Source organism: Dyella marensis (genome assembly GCF_900112865.1).
Taxonomy (GTDB): domain Bacteria; phylum Pseudomonadota; class Gammaproteobacteria; order Xanthomonadales; family Rhodanobacteraceae; genus Dyella_D; species Dyella_D marensis_A.
Genome location: NZ_FONH01000002.1, coordinates 119131 through 134821 on the forward strand (window position 1 = coordinate 119131; position 15691 = coordinate 134821).

Sequence of the window (15691 nt, forward strand, 5' to 3'; positions counted from 1 at the left end):
TCCAACCAGGCACGCACGCATGACACTGCATTGCTCCCCCGAACCCGTCGAAGCGCTCCTCGCCCGCTGGCGTATCGAATCGCGCGAGCCGATCTGCGCCTACGTCTACGACCTCGACGCCTTGCAGCGCCACGTCCGCTGGATGCGCGAAGCCCTGCCGCACGGTTGCGAGCTGTACTACGCCGCCAAGGCCAACCCCGAGGCGCCCGTGCTGCGGACCCTGGCGCCATGGGTGGACGGCTTCGAGGCCGCCTCCGGCGGCGAGCTGCGCTGGCTGCACGAACAGCAGCCGGCACATCCGCTGCTGTTCGGCGGGCCCGGCAAGCTCGACAGCGAACTGGTGCTGGCCGCCGCACTGCCCGATTGCACGCTGCACGTGGAAAGCCTGGGCGAACTGGCGCGGCTCGCAGCCATCGCTGACGGCCTGGACCGGAACGTGCCAGTGTTCCTGCGCATGAACATCGCCGTGCCGGGTATCGGCGATACCCGCCTGATGATGGGTGGCAAGCCCACGCCGTTCGGCATGGACGAGCAGGATCTGCCGCAGGCCGTCGCAATGCTTCGAGAGCATCCACGGCTGCGCCTGGAAGGCTTCCATTTCCACCTGATGTCCCATCAGCGCGATGCGCGCATGCAGCTCGACCTGGTGCGTGCGTATCTCGATGTCGCGAACCGCTGGAAAGCCGCCTACGGGCTGGACTTCGCCGTGGTCAATGCCGGCGGTGGCTTCGGCGTCGACTACGCCGATCCCTCCGCTTCCTTCGACTGGCTGGGCTTCTGCACCGGCCTGCGCGGCGTGCTGGACCGGCATGCCAACGGCCTGCGCCTGCGCTTCGAACCCGGCCGCTACGTCAGCGTCGCCTGCGGCTGGTACGCGATGGAAGTGCTCGACATCAAGCGCAACCACGGCGAGTGGTTCGCCGTGGCGCGCGGCGGCACCCACCATTTCCGCACGCCGCCGGCGCAGGGACACGATCATCCGTTCCGGATCCTGCGCGGCAATCATGCACCGTTGATCGAGCACGAGCGCGTCACCCTGGTCGGCCAGCTGTGCACGCCCAAGGATGTGCTGGCGCGCGCACAGCCGGTCGAAGCGCTGGCGCCGGGCGATTGCCTGCTGTTCCCGCTCGCCGGCGCCTATGCGTGGAATATCTCGCACCAGAACTTCCTGATGCATCCGGCGCCGCGGATGGCGTTTCTGCAGGCCGAAAGCATGGCTGAAGAGGTGTGCTACGTCCGGGCGGGCGGTCCGAACCAGCTGGGCAGGACCGCGGCAAGCCCGTCGTCGCTGCCCTCGCCAACCCAGGCTACATAACCGTCAGGACGGACCAGCACCGCGCAGGGAGCGCCGACGTCGCCCAGCACCGGCAACTCCCACGGACCGGCGCAGCTCGCATCGACGCAGCGCACGCGATCCGCCCATGGCGCCATCGCCGCATCGAGCGCACCGCGCTCGCCCAGGTTAAGCAGCAAGGGCCGCGCCTCATGCAGCAGGCTGAACACCCGCAGCGGACCGCCCGCCGTGACGAGTTCGAGATCCGGCATGCGCCGTCCCAGCAACGCATGCCCCTCGCCGCCGTCGTAGCGGATATCCAGCCCGACCACTTCGGCTGCCATGCGCCTGCGCGGCTCGTCCATGGCGAGGAACTCGGCGTGGTATCCGGCCAGGGCCTGGCTGCGCTCGTCCCTGCGCTGCAGCGCGACGTGCGCCATGGTGTTGCGCAATACGCGCGCGGCAACGGGGTGGCGTTCGGCGTGATAGGTATCGAGCAGGCTTTCCGGCGCCACGCCCTTGACCACCTGCGCGAGCTTCCAGCCCAGGTTCACCGCGTCTTGTACACCAAGATTGAGGCCCTGCCCGCCCATCGGCGGATGCACGTGCGCGGCGTCGCCGGCCAGCAGCACACGCCGCTCGCGATAGGCCGCGGCCTGGCGGCTCAGGTCGGTGAAGCGGGAAACCCAGGTGGCGTCGTGGATGCCGAAGTCGGTGCCGTAGATGGCGGCCAATGTCTCGCTGACCTCGTCCAGCGACGGCTCGCTGCGGGTGTTGAGCTGCGCCTCGGTCAGCACGATGCGCACACGGCCGTCTTCCGCCTTGCCGATGCCATGCGTGCCCTGCGCGTCGTGGCGGAAGCCCCAGGCAGGCTCGTCGGCCATCAGGGCCTCGGCGATCAGCCAGCTCTTGCTTGCGTCCCATCCGGCGAACTCGATGCCGGCGATCTTGCGGATCAGGCTGCGGCCGCCGTCGCAGCCAACCAGGTAGCGGGCGCGTAATGCAGTGCCGTCGGACAGGCTGATATTGACGCCCTCATCGTCCTGCTCGAAGCCGAGCGCCTCGCGTTCGCGGTAGAACTGCACCGGCAAGGTATCGACCCAGCTCGCCAGGATGCGCTCGATATGCTTCTGCCACAGGCCGAGCACATAGTTATGCCGGGTGGGACAATCGCTGACATCCAGCGCGATATGGAAATACGCATGCGGATGCCGCGTCCCCTCTGCCACGAACCAGTCGACGATGCCGCGCTGGTCCAGCACTTCCAGCGTGCGCGGATGCAAGCCGCCCGCGCGCGAGCCCGGCACGTCCTGGTTGGCGCGCTTCTCGACGATGGCGACATGCACGCCCGCCAATGCCAATTCGCCCGCAAGCATCAGGCCGGTCGGACCACCACCGACTATGACCACTTCGTGTTCTGTCATCGCATCGCCCTCAGGTCTGCCGCTACGGCAACGGTGGGCGATGCTGCGCCATGCCCCGGGCCTTACGGCAAGCCGGGGGGTGAGCTATACTCTGGAAGCGGCAAGGACGGAGACGTTCCTTGCTTTTTTTATGCCTGCGATTCCGCGGCGAATACCGCCTCGGCGAACAGGTCGATGGTCTTCTGGCTCAGGTCGGTGTTGTTGAGCAGGACCAGGGTGGACTGGCCGTCGAGCCGGTGCGCCAGCAGCGAGCGGTAGCCGTCCGTTCGTCCCGTCTCCCACGCAAACGCCTGCGCCGTGCCATCGACCTGCACGGCCTTGACCCGGCCGCCCAGCGCATAAGACTCCGTCGGCACCAGGATCGTGCTCAAGGCTTCGCGCGAGGCAGCGCTCAGCAAGGAGCCGCCGTACACGCCTTCGGCCGCACGCACCAGCTCGGTCGCGGTGCCGCAATAGCCGCCGGAGGCCAGCGTATAGACCAGCTGCGGGTTCATCTTGCGCACCGGGGGATCGATCGTGGCGTAGCCGATCGCGACCCGGGCGCGCGCCTCGTCGGTATAGCGCGGCAGCACCTGCTTCAAACCCAGCGGAGTGAGTACGAGTCCGTCGATGACCTGCGCGAACTCATGGCCGGTGACCTGTTCGACGATGCCCTTCACCAGGATCCAATTGGTGAGATCGTAGGAGAACCGGCTGCCCGGTTCGAAGGCAAGGTCTCCCGAACAGAACGCCTTGATCGCTTCGCCGGTGGTATAGGCCTTGGTCCATATCGCCGGATCAGCCTTGACCTGTGGCGAGAAGCCATTGGGAATGCCGCTGCAATTGGACAGCAGATGTTTCAGCTTCACCTTGGCGCCGGTGTCGGCGCGATAACCGGCAAGGTAATCGGCGATCGAACCATCGAGTGACAGCTTGCCCTGCTCGACCAGCCGCAGCACGGCGATCGAGACGAACCATTTGCTGATCGAGGCCAGCGGATACAGCGTCTCCACCGTGGTGCGGCGTCCCGCTTCCACATCGGCCATGCCGAAGGCTTCGGACAACACCACGCGCCGGTTGCGCACGAGATGAATGACGCCGTGAAAGCCATTGGCTTTCACGAAATCATCGACGACCTTCCTTACGCCTTTTGCTGCGCCGGCCTCGCTCGCCAGCAGCGAAGGCGCCAGCCACACCCCGGCGAGCGCACCCGCCATGCCCTGCACGAAACGCCGCCTGCTCGCCATGCCCTTCCCTCCGCGTGGAGCGCGCCGCCGGTGCGCGCTAGTCGACGCAGCCTTATCGGTGGAAGCGGGAGCCGGCGATAAGTGCCGGAAGTTGGCCGAACCCGTTTAAGGCTGGCGGCCGAAGCGGTACTGCGCGATCAGCCAGAGCTTGCGCTCGTCCACGCCGTAGCCGTGCGCGCGATAGTCGCCGTACTGCATTTCCAGCGTCACGCCGCGGCCCACGTCGAACAGCATGCCCGCATCGAGCTCGTTGCCCAGCGCCGGCCCACCGAGCACTGGCGTGAAGTGGCGATAGACCACCTGCCAGCTCGCCTTGCGCGCGATCGGCAACTGGCCGAAGGCACCGGCGTAGCGGTCGCGCAATCCGGCCGCGGGAATGCGCAAGGCACCGACCCAGCCATTGAAAGCGCGCGCGGCACCATAGGCCACATTGAACGGCGTGACGCCATCGCCGCCCAGGCGCTCCTCGCCCGCCTTGAGCGAGAACGGCGCATAGCCATAGCTGACTTCGGCCAGGTGATAGCCCAGGCTGAAACGCGCGGGGTTGTTGCCGTAATCGTGCTGGCGAGCCACCTCGGCAATCCAGCCCAGGCTCGCGCCGTCCGGGTCCAGCTTGCGCGTGCCGCTCCAGCGCACGCCAAGCGTGCGCACCGAATTGGCCGGCCGCGTGCGGTTGCGGATGAAGTAACCGTAGGCGGTGAGCTTGCCCAGCGGCAGGGCCTGGTCGAAGTGCAGCAGGTGCGCGTCGAGTTTCCAGCGGCGCTGCAGGCGATCGGGGAAATCCTCGCCGACCGTACGATTGACCTGGTCCAGCCAGTGATAGCCGAGTTCGGCGCCCGCCCATGCCTTCCAGCTGACGCCGACGCCGTCAAAGGATTGCGAGGTCTGCCGCCAGCCGTTGTTGCTGACGAAGCGGCCGTTGTCCATCAGCACGTACTGGCGGCCGACGCGCACGCGCACGTCGTCGTCGCGGTATTCGAGCCAGGCATTGGTGAGGCCGGTGGATTTTGGATCGGCCTCGATCGGATACGGCAGGCGGCGTCCGGAGGTGTCGTCGTACTGGCGCCCGAACAGCGAACGCACGGCGGTGCCCTCGACATAGGTGCTCCAGCCGTCGCCGATCGCCCACCGATAGCCGAGCTGCAGGCGCGCCGTATTGGCGTGCCCGCGCAACGGCGCCGACTGCGAATACAGGTTGCTGTAGCGATAGCGCAGGTCCAGGAACGGCCCGCTTTCGACAGGGGGTTCGCCCGCCGCCGCCGACATCGCCGCCATGGTCCCGCCGGCCAGCACGAGACACGAGCGCCACGCCCTGGCCATCCGGCCAGGGCCTTGCGCACCCGCCACGCGCATTACGAAGCGCGTTCCGGCATCAGCGAGGAATGATGGTTGATGATCTTCCACTCGCCATCGATCTTCTTGTAGACGTAGGTATAGCGTGCCTGCACTTTCTGCGCCTTGCCGTTCTTGCTCAGCGTGAAAGTATAGACGCCCATGTCCACCGCCGCACCATCGTCGAGGAAACGGATCTGGCGATAGTTGATCACTGCCTGCGGCTTGCCCTGCAGGAACATCACGAAGTACGACCTGATGTCCGCCGGCGTGGCGCGGATCTGGTTGGACAGTGTCGGCTCCAGCACCGCGTCGGGCGCATACAGGGCCGTCATCCGGTCGGCGTCGCCGGTGGCCAGCGTGGCGTTCCAGCGATCGAACAGCGCGGCGATCTCCGCTTCGCGCGGCTGCGCGGGCGTGGCGGCGGTGCCGGTGTAGGCATAGGGAATGTGCGAAGCGTCGGCGTGAGCCAGCGGCGCGGCGAGCAGGGCCGCGCAGAGCAGGAGCTTTTTCATGGGATTCACTGAGTAAGGGAGTGAGCGATCGGCGTCCGGCGCTGGCATGGCGTCGTATACGCCAAGGGGGAAACAAGGCCGATGCGAGCCATTCTCCGGCCGGCATCCCGGCGACACAGGTCGCCAGGATGCCGGGCCTCAGTCAGTTCAGGCCTTCCGCAAGCGCCCGCGGAAGGCGGCGCTCAAGGCGCCGCAGCCGGCACCGGCAGCTTCTGCTGCGTCTTCGTGCCGTAGTTCACGCGGGTCGGCGCCCAGTGATCATTGCCGGCGAGGTAGACATCCGCCACCAGGCGCGCGGCTTCGTTCGCGCTGAGCGATACGTTGCTCTGCGGTGACACGCTTTCGCGCTGGCGCAGATCGGACGCGGCCCACTTGCCGTTGGCAGCGGGATAGAGCGAGTTGTACTCGCGATAGGTCGAAGTGGGCAGGTTGTTGCTGCCGCCCGGCCCGGGATGGAATTCCATCCAGCCCGCGGGGGCGATCTGCGGTCCCATCGTGGTGTTGACGAAATAAGTCGCCGCGTACTGCTGCCAGGGCCGTCCCAGGAAGACATTGCTCATCTTCGCGCTCTCGAACAGCAGGTCCGAATCGATGAAGACGAAGCCGGTGTCCTCGTCGGGTCGCTCGCGCCCTTGCGCCGTGATGGTGGTGGTGCCATCGACGCGGCCGTTGATGCGGGTACGGACCAGGCAATGGTCGAACACCGCCTTGCCGTCGCCCCAGATGTAGTCGACCGTGCCTTCCACGTAGCTGTTGTGGAAATACGCACGCCTGGCGCCGTCGATGCGCAGCGTGTCCTGGCCGCTCAACAGGCGCACGGCGCGGTACACCGCGCGATCGCCCTTGGAATACAGCGCCAGCGCCTGGCCGTTGCCCAGGTAGTTCGGTGGCTCGTAGTCGGCGGTATTGGCGATGGTCAGGTTGGTGGCGTAGAAGTCGTTGCCCGTCACCATCACGGTGTAGCTGTCGGAGGTGCCGAAGTTGCGGCGCGTCGCGGGGTTGTACTTGGCCGCATAGTCGTCGTTGGTGATCACCACCTTGGACGCGTCCTTGCCCAGGCCGATCAGCAGCACATGGGGCTTGTCGATCCTGATCTTCTCGCGGTACACGCCCGAATGGACATGGACCACGCCGCCGGTCGGCGGCAGCGCCGCGATGGCCTCGTGGATCGTGCGATAGGCGGCCTTGCCGTCGGCGGACACTTCAAGCGCAACCGCGGCGTGCGTGGCATAGGCGGACAGGGACAGGCCGGCAGCGAGCAGGCCGATGGCCAGCGCTCGCGCGCGAGATGAGGCGATGGACTTCACAAGCACTCCTGGCGGTGGACAAGTCATGCAGTGTGTCCACTCGCGCGAGCGCATACCGCCGCCACGGATGCCAGGCGGCCGTCATTTCAGGCCGCCGCCTCGATGGCGCTTAGCGCTTCACGCTTCGGCGCGCAGATCCGCCAGCAAGGCGATGCTGGCCGCACGCGCGCGCTCGGTGCGTTCGTTCCTGGTCGAGCCTTTCATGCCCAGCAGCAGGCGGAATGCATCCAGCCCGACCATGCGGTCGAAGAACGCCTCGCACAGTTTCCTGCGCCGTTTCGCCTCGATGCCCTGCAGTTCCGGCCGCTGCGCCAGGAACGCATCGAGGTTCACCGTCCAGTTCAGGAAGAACGCCTCATAGACCGTATCGGCCAGCTGCGGAAAGCGCTTCAGCTCCGTGATCACCACGCGCAGCAGCGCGAGGATGGCGGGATCGCTCCATTTCTCCTGGAACATCACGCCGAGCTTCACCAGCATGTCCTGCACAGGCATCCGCTCCATCTCGCGGATTTCCGCCTGCTTCTCGTCGCTGGAATGGTCGCAGGCGGCAGCAATGATCGCGGCGAACAGATCCTCCTTGCGCCTGGCGTGGCGGTACAGCGTCATGATCGAGACGCCCGCCGCCTGCGCGATGCTTTCCATGCTCGCGCCTTCGTAACCCTGCTGCAGGAACACTTCCTGCGCCGCCTGCACGATGGCGGCGCGCTTGCGCGCCAGCAGCTTGCCCTGCGGGTGATTGTCCGACCACTGCCTCATGAAACCCCGACCTGTTGACGTCCAAGCACGAAACGATAATATAGATTATCGTATCACGAAGCCGGCGATGAACCCGCCGGATCACCGCAACGCATAGCCAGCATGGGCGCATTCGACGGCGCCCAGGGGCGGATGTTGCCCACCATGCCGGAGAAAATCGATGTCGTCCGCCGCCGTCCCGCCCAAGCCCCGCAAGCTGTTGAATGCCGGCCTGTGGCTCGCCCAGGCCCTGGTCTTCGCAGGTTTCGTGATCATCGGCTGCATCAAGCTGTTCAAGCCGATCCCCGAACTGGCGGCCATGTGGCCGTGGACCGGCCAGTTCCCCGAGGCCATGGTGCGCGGGCTCGGCGCGATCGACATCGCCGGCGGCGTCGGCGTGCTCCTGCCCGCCCTGACCCGCATCAAGCCCGGCCTGACCGTGCCCGCGGCGCTGGGCTGCGTGCTGTTGCAGCTCTGCGCGGCGGGCTTTCACGCCAGCCGCGGCGAGCTGGCGGCCACTCCGGTGAACGCTGTGTTCCTGGCGCTGGCCCTGTTCATTCTGTGGGGACGCCGCATGCAACCGGTGATGCCGCGTTGAGCACCCACGGGTTCATCCCCATGTTGTAACGCGGCCCCTCCCCGACAAGCCACGAGATTCCCCATGTCCACTTCCTGCGTGCACGCCGTTCCGCTCGACAAGACGCCCCGCGTGCGCACCACCGCGCAGTTGCCGATCCACCTGGCCGACGGCCGCGAGGCGGCCGGCGTGATGTACAGCTTCCACGGGCTGTCCGACGGCAAGGAGCATTTCGTGCTGCGCCTGGGCGCCGGCGAGGCCGAGGCGCCGCTGGTGCGCCTGCATTCCGAATGCACCACCGGCGACGTGCTCGGCTCGGCGCGCTGCGATTGCGGTCCGCAACTGCAGGAATCGCTGACGCGCCTGCACGAGGAAGGCGGTTACCTTCTTTATATGCGCCAGGAAGGCCGCGGCATCGGCCTCTATGCCAAGCTCGACGCCTACCGGCTGCAGGAACAGGGCCACGACACCTATGCCGCCAATCGCGCGCTGGGCCACGGCGACGACGAGCGCGACTACACCGCCGCCGCCGAGATGCTGAAGGCGCTGGGCCTGACCCGCATCACGCTGATCACCAACAACCCCGACAAGCGCGCGCAACTCGAAGCGCTCGGCATCGAAGTGGCGGGGGTGCGGCCCACCGGCGTGTTCTCCGGCCGGCATAACCTGCGCTATCTCGAAGCCAAGGTGCGCCACACCCGGCACACCCTGGTCCTGCCGGGCGCGACGGAAGAAGCCTGAGCGATGCCCTTGCCCGCGGTCGCCAGGATGCGCATCCACTTGCAGTCAACCGCATGCACCTGCTGGGCGATACCACGGTAGTCGAGCCCGCGCGCGTGGCCGCTGGCGGCATGCGACTGGCCGCGTTCGCGCCCCTGCCGTAGAGAACAGCATGGATCACCGCCCCATCACCGTCCTCGCCTTTCCCACGGTCGCGCCGGACTGGCACGACCGCTTCCTGCAGGCCTTCGACGCGCTCGCCAGGCATACGCTCGCCGAGCCGGGCTGTCTGTCCTTCCAGTTGCATGCGCACGCCACCGACGCCGGCAGGTTCGTGGTGCATGAAGTGTTCGCCGACAAGGCCGCACTCGATGCGCACACGGCCGCGCCGCATACCCGCGAGTTCATCGATTTCATCAACATCACCGGCAGCACGCTTTCGTGCCAGCCGTGGTATCGCCTCGACCTGCCCGCGTGAGATCCCCGCGCATGCCGCCCGGCATGCGCAGCGCGCCGCCTCAGGATTCGGCCAGGTGCTGGCGCTCGAGCATGATGTCCGCATCCAGCGTCATGCCTGGAATCAAGGGCTCGGTGCGGCCGTCGACGATCGAACTCTGCTGGTCCAGCCACACCCGCACCCGGTAGCGCGGCCCGTCCATCGGCCGCCCGAGCAGCCGCGTGGCGCGGCTGGCGGAAATCGCCAGTACCGAATGGAACAGCACGCGGCCGCTGTAGCGCCCGAAGCGCTGGTGCGGAAACGCCCGGTAGCGGATGACCACCACGGCGCCCTTGCGCATGAAGCCGAGCGAGCGCTTGTCGACCCACAGCTCCGCCAGCAGGCTGGAGGAGCCGGTTGCCGCGGGATCCGCTTCTGCACCGGGCTCGCGCCGCAGGACGCTGGCCAGCACGCCGGACACCGGCGCGCGGATGACGGTCCCGCGCCTGGCCGTGCTCTTCGGCGCGGGCGTGCCCGCGCCATCCCACTGCAGGCGCCATTGCAGGCCGCTGTGCAGGATGTCGATGATCAGCTGCGCCAGCCGCGCCAGCAGCTGCGCCCGTTGCTGCTGGAGCAGCACGATGCGGTGCTGGCGTTTCTTGTGCTGCAGGCGCTCCAGCTGGTTGCGGCGCAACTGCAGCCGCTTGAGCTGGTGCCGTTTGGAAAGAGGTCTTCTGGGTTGGAGCTGCTGCAAGTCCGTGTCCTCAACCTGCGCGTTCCGAAGGAGCGTCCATGCGATCAACGCGTTGACGTCATGCTTTCCTGGCACTGGTGGCGTATGGCCGCGCCCGGCTCGCTTGTCCCCTTGTGCTCTTGCCGCCTTGGCGGGCATGTCATCTGAGCTGGGGTCTGATTTTTCGCGGGAGCATACGCGAACGCACGGGCCGAATGAGGACAACCGCCGGTCAAATAGGGCCAGTCTTATCAAACCGGGATGCAGTACCGGCGCGATCTGTGATGCGGATTCGTCTCTCACGACGCGCCGCACACCGCGGTTGCCATGCCGCGGGGCGGAAAGCACCCGCGGCACGGCCGATCGTCACTTCAAAGTTGCGCCATCAGTTCCATGGGTTGGCCGGCTGATCGTTGATCGCCACCCAGAACCGGTTGGCACCGCTGACCAGGCCCTGCGCCCACCACGTCCAGCCCCCGCTGCCGTCATGGAACTCGCCCATGCGGAAGCCGGCGCCGAAGGTCGATGCGCACAGGTTGTCCGCCACCGCCCGTGAGGTCAGCGACAGGCCCTGCACCGGCGCGGTCAGCCGGATCTCGCCCTTGGCCCAGCCGTTGTAGGCGTCGAACGTGATGCCCGGCGGCGCCGCGCGGCCGTCCTGCCGGAGGCACAGCACCGGCAGCGCGGTGGCGGGGTTGGTGTCGCCCTGGTAGGCATTGGTCTGCGCATCGGAGCCGACGTGCGAATACGAACCGTTGGTGCCTAGCAGCTTCCAGGTCATGCCCAGGTGCACGTGCGCATTGTTCACCGTCACCGTGCGCGGCGTCGCCTTGCCCAGGTTGCGGCCGTGCGCGTCGCTCGACGCCGTCAGGCGCAGCAGCGGCGAGCCGGTCGAGGCCCAGGTGTGCGAGGCGTTGACGCCGGTGGACGCCGGACCGCTGACAGCCTGCGCACCGCTGCCGTCGCCCCAGTCGACCGAGAAGTTGACGTTGTCGGCATACGGCCAGCACGAGCGCATCTTCGCCGTATAAGTCTGCCCCGCGCCCGCGGGCACGGTGCCCGGACCCACCATCATCGGCGTGACCGCGCGCGAACCGGCGCCACCCAGCAGATCCCAGAACTGCACGTGCCAGCGCGGCGAGGTGTAGATGTCCTTGCGCCACTCCCTGGTGATGAAGGTATCGGCCTGGCCGGTGACCTTCAGCTGCCAGTCCAGGTCGAAGGTCAGCGCGTCGACGGTCTCGAAGCTGCCGTCGCCGTCCGCGTCGCCGCAGTTATTGCCGTAATAGCCCCACAGGTCGCCCATGATGTACGGGCGGATGCCGACCTGCGCATAGGCGAAGCCGTCGCTGTACAGGTATCCGCGGAACGCCACCTGTGCATACAGCGAAGGCTGGAAGCGCCCGGAGACGCTGGCCGTCACCGGCTGCGTGCCGAGGTCCGTGGTATCCAGCGACGAATTGCCCGAGCAGCCCGAACTGGTGCAGTTGTAGTCGAAGTAGCCGGACACCATCCTGCGCCCGCTGTAGCTCACCGACCCGGTCACCGTCGCGGTGATGCCCTTCTTGTCGAAGCCCGCGGTGATCGGCAGGTTGAAGCCGATATGCACCGGGATCGGACCGGCCATGAAGTTGATCGAGAACAGGAACGGCTTGGCGATCTGCCACTCCCAGGCCTTGGGATTGGCATAGGTGATGGAACCGCTCACCGTCGCGCCCTGGTCGATCTGCGCCGTGCCGTTCACCCGCGCATAGCGGAACTTCACGCCGTACGGCACGCACACGAACCAGATGCCCGTGCGCTTGAGCGTGACCTGGATTTCACCGTTGGCATTCACGTTGGCCGTGCCCGACAGCGTCACGTTGCCGGTGAAGCCGCTGTTGGCGTCGCCCAGGTTGTAGTTGCTGTTGATCGGCGAACCCCAGTTGAAGGCCTTGTTCTTGGTGATGTCCTTGTCGCCGCAACCGAGGATGCCCATGCGGCTCACGTTGGTCGACGCCATGGCCGATGCCGCATCCGCCTGCGCCGACAGGTCGATCAGGCGCTGGGTGGGACTGCCCTGCATCGCCGACAGTGCGACTTCGTCCGCGATGGTCTTGCTCACCGAGTAGCTCACCGCTTCACCCGCGGGCGTGGCGGCGATATCGGCGGCGATCGCATCCTTGAGCTGCTGCGGCAGCGGCGAGGCGGTCAAGCCGGCCGGTCCGTCCACCTGGTAGAACTGCTCGTTGAACGTGGCGCCTGTGTCGTCGAGCTTGCCGGCCGTCTGCACCAGCTTCCAGCCCGCGCCGGTCTGCACGGTCTGCTGGTTGTAGTTGGGGTCCTGCGGATCCGCCGGCGGCGGATCGCCGGCCGAGTTCCAGGGATTGGCCGGCTGGTCGTTGATCGCCACCCAGAAGCGCGTATCGGTGGGCAACTGTCCCGCGCCCCAGTACGACCAGCCGCCACCGCCGTCGTGGAACTCGGCCATGCGCCAACCGGCGCCGAGCGAGTTGGCGCAGATGCCGTCGGCCTGGGCCTGCGAAGTCAACGCGCTGCCCGTGACCGGATGGGTAAGCTGCAACGCGCCCTGCACCCAGCCGTTATTGAAGTCGAAGCTGATGCCGCCGGGTGCCGCGCGGCCATCCTTCAGCACGCACAGGATCGGCAGCATCTGGTCGACCGTGGTGTCGCCCTGGTAGGCGTTGCTGATGTCGTCGCGACCGACATGCACGTAGTTGCCCTGCTGCTCCTGCACGCGCCAGGTCATGCCGTGCCGGATCGCGGCGGAAGCGGGTTCGGCCATCGCCAACCCCAGCAGGGTCAGGCAGGCCGGCGCGATGGCCAGCCTGCGCCACCATCGCGATGTTCGTGGACCGTGTCGTGCTGCACCTTCATGCGTACGCTTGCAGGTACTCATGCAACTCTCCTTGTGTGGTGACGCGGGTTGACTCGGGTGATGGCGAACGAGGGGCAGCCGCGGGCGCGCCTTCTTGCGGACAAGCGCGCTCGCGCGGATGCACGAACACGTGCCGCGACAGGCATGCGACGAAGCCATGCGCGGACGCGCATGGACGCAAGGCCAGCTACAACCGGCCTACAGCAACAAGTGCGTGGTGCGCTTCATGCTTCCCCCAGTCCGTGGAAACCCACGACATTGCGTACGTGGGTCGCAGGAATGTGCGCCCGGCGTCGTGATGGAGGCGTCTATATGCCGACCGGGCGAATGTGGGATGTATCGCAGTTCCGCGGCATCACGTTCGCGGTCATCGAGACGCGAAGCGACGCCACGCCAGCACCGCTTCCGGAAACGTCGCCGTCATGTCGATGCCGACGCTCGCGCAGGCGTCGAGCACATAGATCAGCGACCGCGCGGCCTGGCCCGTCGCCAGTTCCCCGGGCACATTGAATGCCTCGTACTCGATGGCTTCCAGCAACTTCAGCGAGAGGTCGTAGAGACGATCCGCCTGCGCTTCGAACATCTGCCTTACCCAATCGCTCAAGGCGTGCAGCGGATAGTCCTCGCGCGCGGCGGCCTCGCGCAGGCGCGCAGTCACCTCCGGGGTGACGCCACGCAACCATTCGGTATAGCCGGCCGCCTGGTCGGGCACGACCAGCGGCGCCGGCGAGCGCTCCTCGGCATGCCGCAGCAGAATGTCGCGCTCGATCGCCCGTGCCTGGACGACGCGATCCACTTCCAGCAGCAGGCCGCGCTCCAGGTCGAAGTAGTCGAAGAAGCGAGGATGCAGCGTGCGCAGGCGCACCAGCGGTTCCCGCGAGAAACCGACCTTGAGCAGATCCTGGTCGCGGCAGGGAAGCATGTAGACGAAGCTGCGGCCCTTGCCCAGCGTGCGTGGCAGGATGAATTCGTCCATCGGCAAATCATGCGCCAGTTGACAGGGGATCGCTAAGCGCCATGCATGCTATACAGAGCGCCATCCCGTCCATGGAGAAGCCCATGCGTTCCGCCGCTGCCCTGCCCGCCATGCTGTTGCCGGTGCTCCTGCTCGCGGGCGCCCCGGCCCGGTCTTCCGAACAAGCTGACGTCCGGCAGATTCTGCAGGCCGAGCGCGACATCTGCGCCGCCTACGAACGCGAGGATGCGGATTGGCTCGAAAAGCATCTCGACCCGGGCTTCACCCTGACCAGCTCCACCGGCAAGGTCACCACGCGTGCGGATGAGGTTGCCGACCTGCGCGGCGGCACGAAGTACGACGTGTTCCGCAACCACGGCTCGAAGGTGCGCGTGTATGGCGACGCGGCCGTGGTCACCGGCATCACCCGGGTAGAAGGCAAGAGCGACGGCAAGCCGTATGCGCTGGACTTCCAGTTCACCGACACCTACGTGCGCAAGCCGGACGGCTGGGTGATCGTGGCCAGCCACGCGTCGCGCCTGGCAAGCAGTTAACGTCCCTGAGCCTCTTTCGCGACGTGCGATGCACGCCGCCGGCGTTATTCCATCGGCTTCGAGTTCTACACGCCCAGCCGCTACTACGCCGGAGGCCGCCATGTCGCACAACATCAGCCGCACCGATCTTCCACAGAACACCGCGCAGGACATCGAACGCATCTACCGCGAATGGGACCGCACCTGGTCCGCCGATGACCTCGCCGCAATGATCGAGCTCTACGCCCCGACCGCCACCCTGGAAAGCCCGCTGGTGCCGCACCTGCTGCAAGGCAACCAGGGCGTGCTCAAGAACCGCGAGGAGATCCGCCGGCTGCTCGAGCAGGCAGCCCCGCGCAAGCCGGGCACACGGCATTTCTACCGGCGCGGCTATTACACCGACGGGACCACGCTGATCTGGGAATATCCGCGCGCCACGCCCGATGGCGAGCAGATGGATTTCGTCGAAGTGATGGATATCGCGAACGGACAGATCCAGGCGCATCGGGTCTATTGGGGATGGCGCGGGGTCGAGGTGATCAAGGTGGATGCCTACTACAAGGACAGGTGAGTGCGCGGAGACCGGCGCAACCTCACCTCACGCTCTCATGCCCTTTCACGGAAACCCGCATGGAAATCATCAGGAACGGCTCCCAGCCCTCACAGAAGGGACCCGAGGCGCACTTCAGCGGCAACGTCCGCATCGACAACATGTTCCAGCGCACCGGTACCGCCCGCGTGGCCGGCGCCACTGTTACCTTCGAACCCGGTGCGCGCACCGCGTGGCATACGCATCCGCTGGGCCAGACCCTGATCGTGATTTCAGGCAAGGGCTGGACCAGGTGCGAGGACGGCCCGATCGTGGAAATCAACGCGGGCGACATCGTCTGGTGCCCGCCGGGCCACAGGCACTGGCACGGCGCCACGCCGACCACGGCGATGACGCATATCGCCATCCAGGAGGCGCTGGACGGCAAGGTCATCGACTGGCTGGAGAAGGTAACGGACGAGGAATACTTCGCCGGCCCGCCGGCCTGAGGTGACACG

The 15691-nt window shown here is 66.8% G+C and carries 16 protein-coding genes; 7 read left to right on the forward strand and 9 right to left on the reverse strand.

Annotated features, from left to right (window positions below; all coding sequences use genetic code 11):
• Nucleotides 1–19 precede the first annotated feature (19 nt).
• The gene (locus BM172_RS03385) at nucleotides 20–1315 is read left to right on the forward strand and encodes a type III PLP-dependent enzyme (protein WP_081805036.1); all 1296 of its coding nucleotides are present in this window, start codon (nucleotides 20–22) and stop codon (nucleotides 1313–1315) included.
• On the opposite strand, the gene BM172_RS03390 is transcribed toward BM172_RS03385, so the two are convergent.
• The 6 genes from BM172_RS03390 to BM172_RS03415 all read right to left on the reverse strand — a co-directional run bounded on the left by BM172_RS03390 (nucleotide 1231) and on the right by BM172_RS03415 (nucleotide 7833).
• Nucleotides 1231–2697 (reverse strand): FAD-dependent monooxygenase, encoded by a 1467-nt coding sequence (locus BM172_RS03390; protein ID WP_026634003.1) that lies wholly within the window; start codon nucleotides 2695–2697, stop codon nucleotides 1231–1233. The genes BM172_RS03385 and BM172_RS03390 overlap by 85 nt on opposite strands.
• Nucleotides 2698–2825: 128 nt before the next feature.
• Nucleotides 2826–3923, reverse strand: coding sequence for a serine hydrolase domain-containing protein (locus BM172_RS03395; protein ID WP_026634002.1), 1098 nt, complete (start codon nucleotides 3921–3923; stop codon nucleotides 2826–2828).
• Nucleotides 3924–4028: 105 nt separating this feature from the next.
• Entirely contained in the window at nucleotides 4029–5198 is a 1170-nt protein-coding gene (locus tag BM172_RS03400; RefSeq protein ID WP_177218776.1) for an alginate export family protein, read from the reverse strand.
• A 77-nt stretch (nucleotides 5199–5275) separates the two neighbouring features.
• The gene (locus BM172_RS03405) at nucleotides 5276–5770 is read right to left on the reverse strand and encodes an SgcJ/EcaC family oxidoreductase (RefSeq protein ID WP_026634000.1); all 495 of its coding nucleotides are present in this window, start codon (nucleotides 5768–5770) and stop codon (nucleotides 5276–5278) included.
• A 182-nt stretch (nucleotides 5771–5952) separates the two neighbouring features.
• Nucleotides 5953–7077, reverse strand: a complete 1125-nt coding sequence (locus tag BM172_RS03410) for a pectinesterase family protein (RefSeq protein ID WP_026633999.1) — start codon at nucleotides 7075–7077, stop codon at nucleotides 5953–5955.
• 117 nt (nucleotides 7078–7194) lie between these two features.
• Nucleotides 7195–7833 (reverse strand): TetR/AcrR family transcriptional regulator, encoded by a 639-nt coding sequence (locus BM172_RS03415; protein WP_026633998.1) that lies wholly within the window; start codon nucleotides 7831–7833, stop codon nucleotides 7195–7197.
• Nucleotides 7834–7993: 160 nt separating this feature from the next.
• Between BM172_RS03415 and BM172_RS03420 the strand changes: the two genes are divergently transcribed.
• The 3 genes from BM172_RS03420 to BM172_RS03430 all read left to right on the forward strand — a co-directional run bounded on the left by BM172_RS03420 (nucleotide 7994) and on the right by BM172_RS03430 (nucleotide 9587).
• Nucleotides 7994–8410 carry a DoxX family protein gene (locus tag BM172_RS03420; protein ID WP_026633997.1) on the forward strand — a complete coding sequence of 139 codons (417 nt, stop codon included), beginning with the start codon at nucleotides 7994–7996 and terminating at the stop codon, nucleotides 8408–8410.
• 63 nt (nucleotides 8411–8473) lie between these two features.
• Nucleotides 8474–9130, forward strand: coding sequence for a GTP cyclohydrolase II (locus BM172_RS03425; RefSeq protein WP_051548374.1), 657 nt, complete (start codon nucleotides 8474–8476; stop codon nucleotides 9128–9130).
• Between the two features lie 151 nt (nucleotides 9131–9281).
• Nucleotides 9282–9587 (forward strand): putative quinol monooxygenase, encoded by a 306-nt coding sequence (locus BM172_RS03430; RefSeq protein ID WP_035322451.1) that lies wholly within the window; start codon nucleotides 9282–9284, stop codon nucleotides 9585–9587.
• A gap of 40 nt (nucleotides 9588–9627) precedes the next feature.
• On the opposite strand, the gene BM172_RS03435 is transcribed toward BM172_RS03430, so the two are convergent.
• The 3 genes from BM172_RS03435 to BM172_RS03445 form a co-directional block, all read right to left on the reverse strand.
• Nucleotides 9628–10299 (reverse strand): HlyD family secretion protein, encoded by a 672-nt coding sequence (locus BM172_RS03435; protein ID WP_143096440.1) that lies wholly within the window; start codon nucleotides 10297–10299, stop codon nucleotides 9628–9630.
• A gap of 364 nt (nucleotides 10300–10663) precedes the next feature.
• Nucleotides 10664–13177 (reverse strand): PKD domain-containing protein, encoded by a 2514-nt coding sequence (locus BM172_RS03440; RefSeq protein WP_143096441.1) that lies wholly within the window; start codon nucleotides 13175–13177, stop codon nucleotides 10664–10666.
• A 346-nt stretch (nucleotides 13178–13523) separates the two neighbouring features.
• A complete protein-coding gene (locus BM172_RS03445) occupies nucleotides 13524–14132 on the reverse strand; it encodes a hypothetical protein (RefSeq protein WP_026633995.1) in 609 nt (202 codons plus the stop codon).
• A gap of 83 nt (nucleotides 14133–14215) precedes the next feature.
• On the opposite strand from BM172_RS03445, the gene BM172_RS03450 reads away from it, so the two are divergent.
• The 3 genes from BM172_RS03450 (at nucleotide 14216) to BM172_RS03460 (ending at nucleotide 15682) form a co-directional block, all read left to right on the forward strand.
• On the forward strand, nucleotides 14216–14665 hold the full coding sequence (locus BM172_RS03450; protein WP_177218777.1) for a nuclear transport factor 2 family protein: 450 nt from the start codon (nucleotides 14216–14218) through the stop codon (nucleotides 14663–14665).
• 100 nt (nucleotides 14666–14765) lie between these two features.
• A complete protein-coding gene (locus BM172_RS03455; protein WP_026633993.1) occupies nucleotides 14766–15215 on the forward strand; it encodes a nuclear transport factor 2 family protein in 450 nt (149 codons plus the stop codon).
• A gap of 59 nt (nucleotides 15216–15274) precedes the next feature.
• Nucleotides 15275–15682, forward strand: a complete 408-nt coding sequence (locus tag BM172_RS03460; protein ID WP_026633992.1) for a (R)-mandelonitrile lyase — start codon at nucleotides 15275–15277, stop codon at nucleotides 15680–15682.
• Nucleotides 15683–15691: the final 9 nt, after the last annotated feature.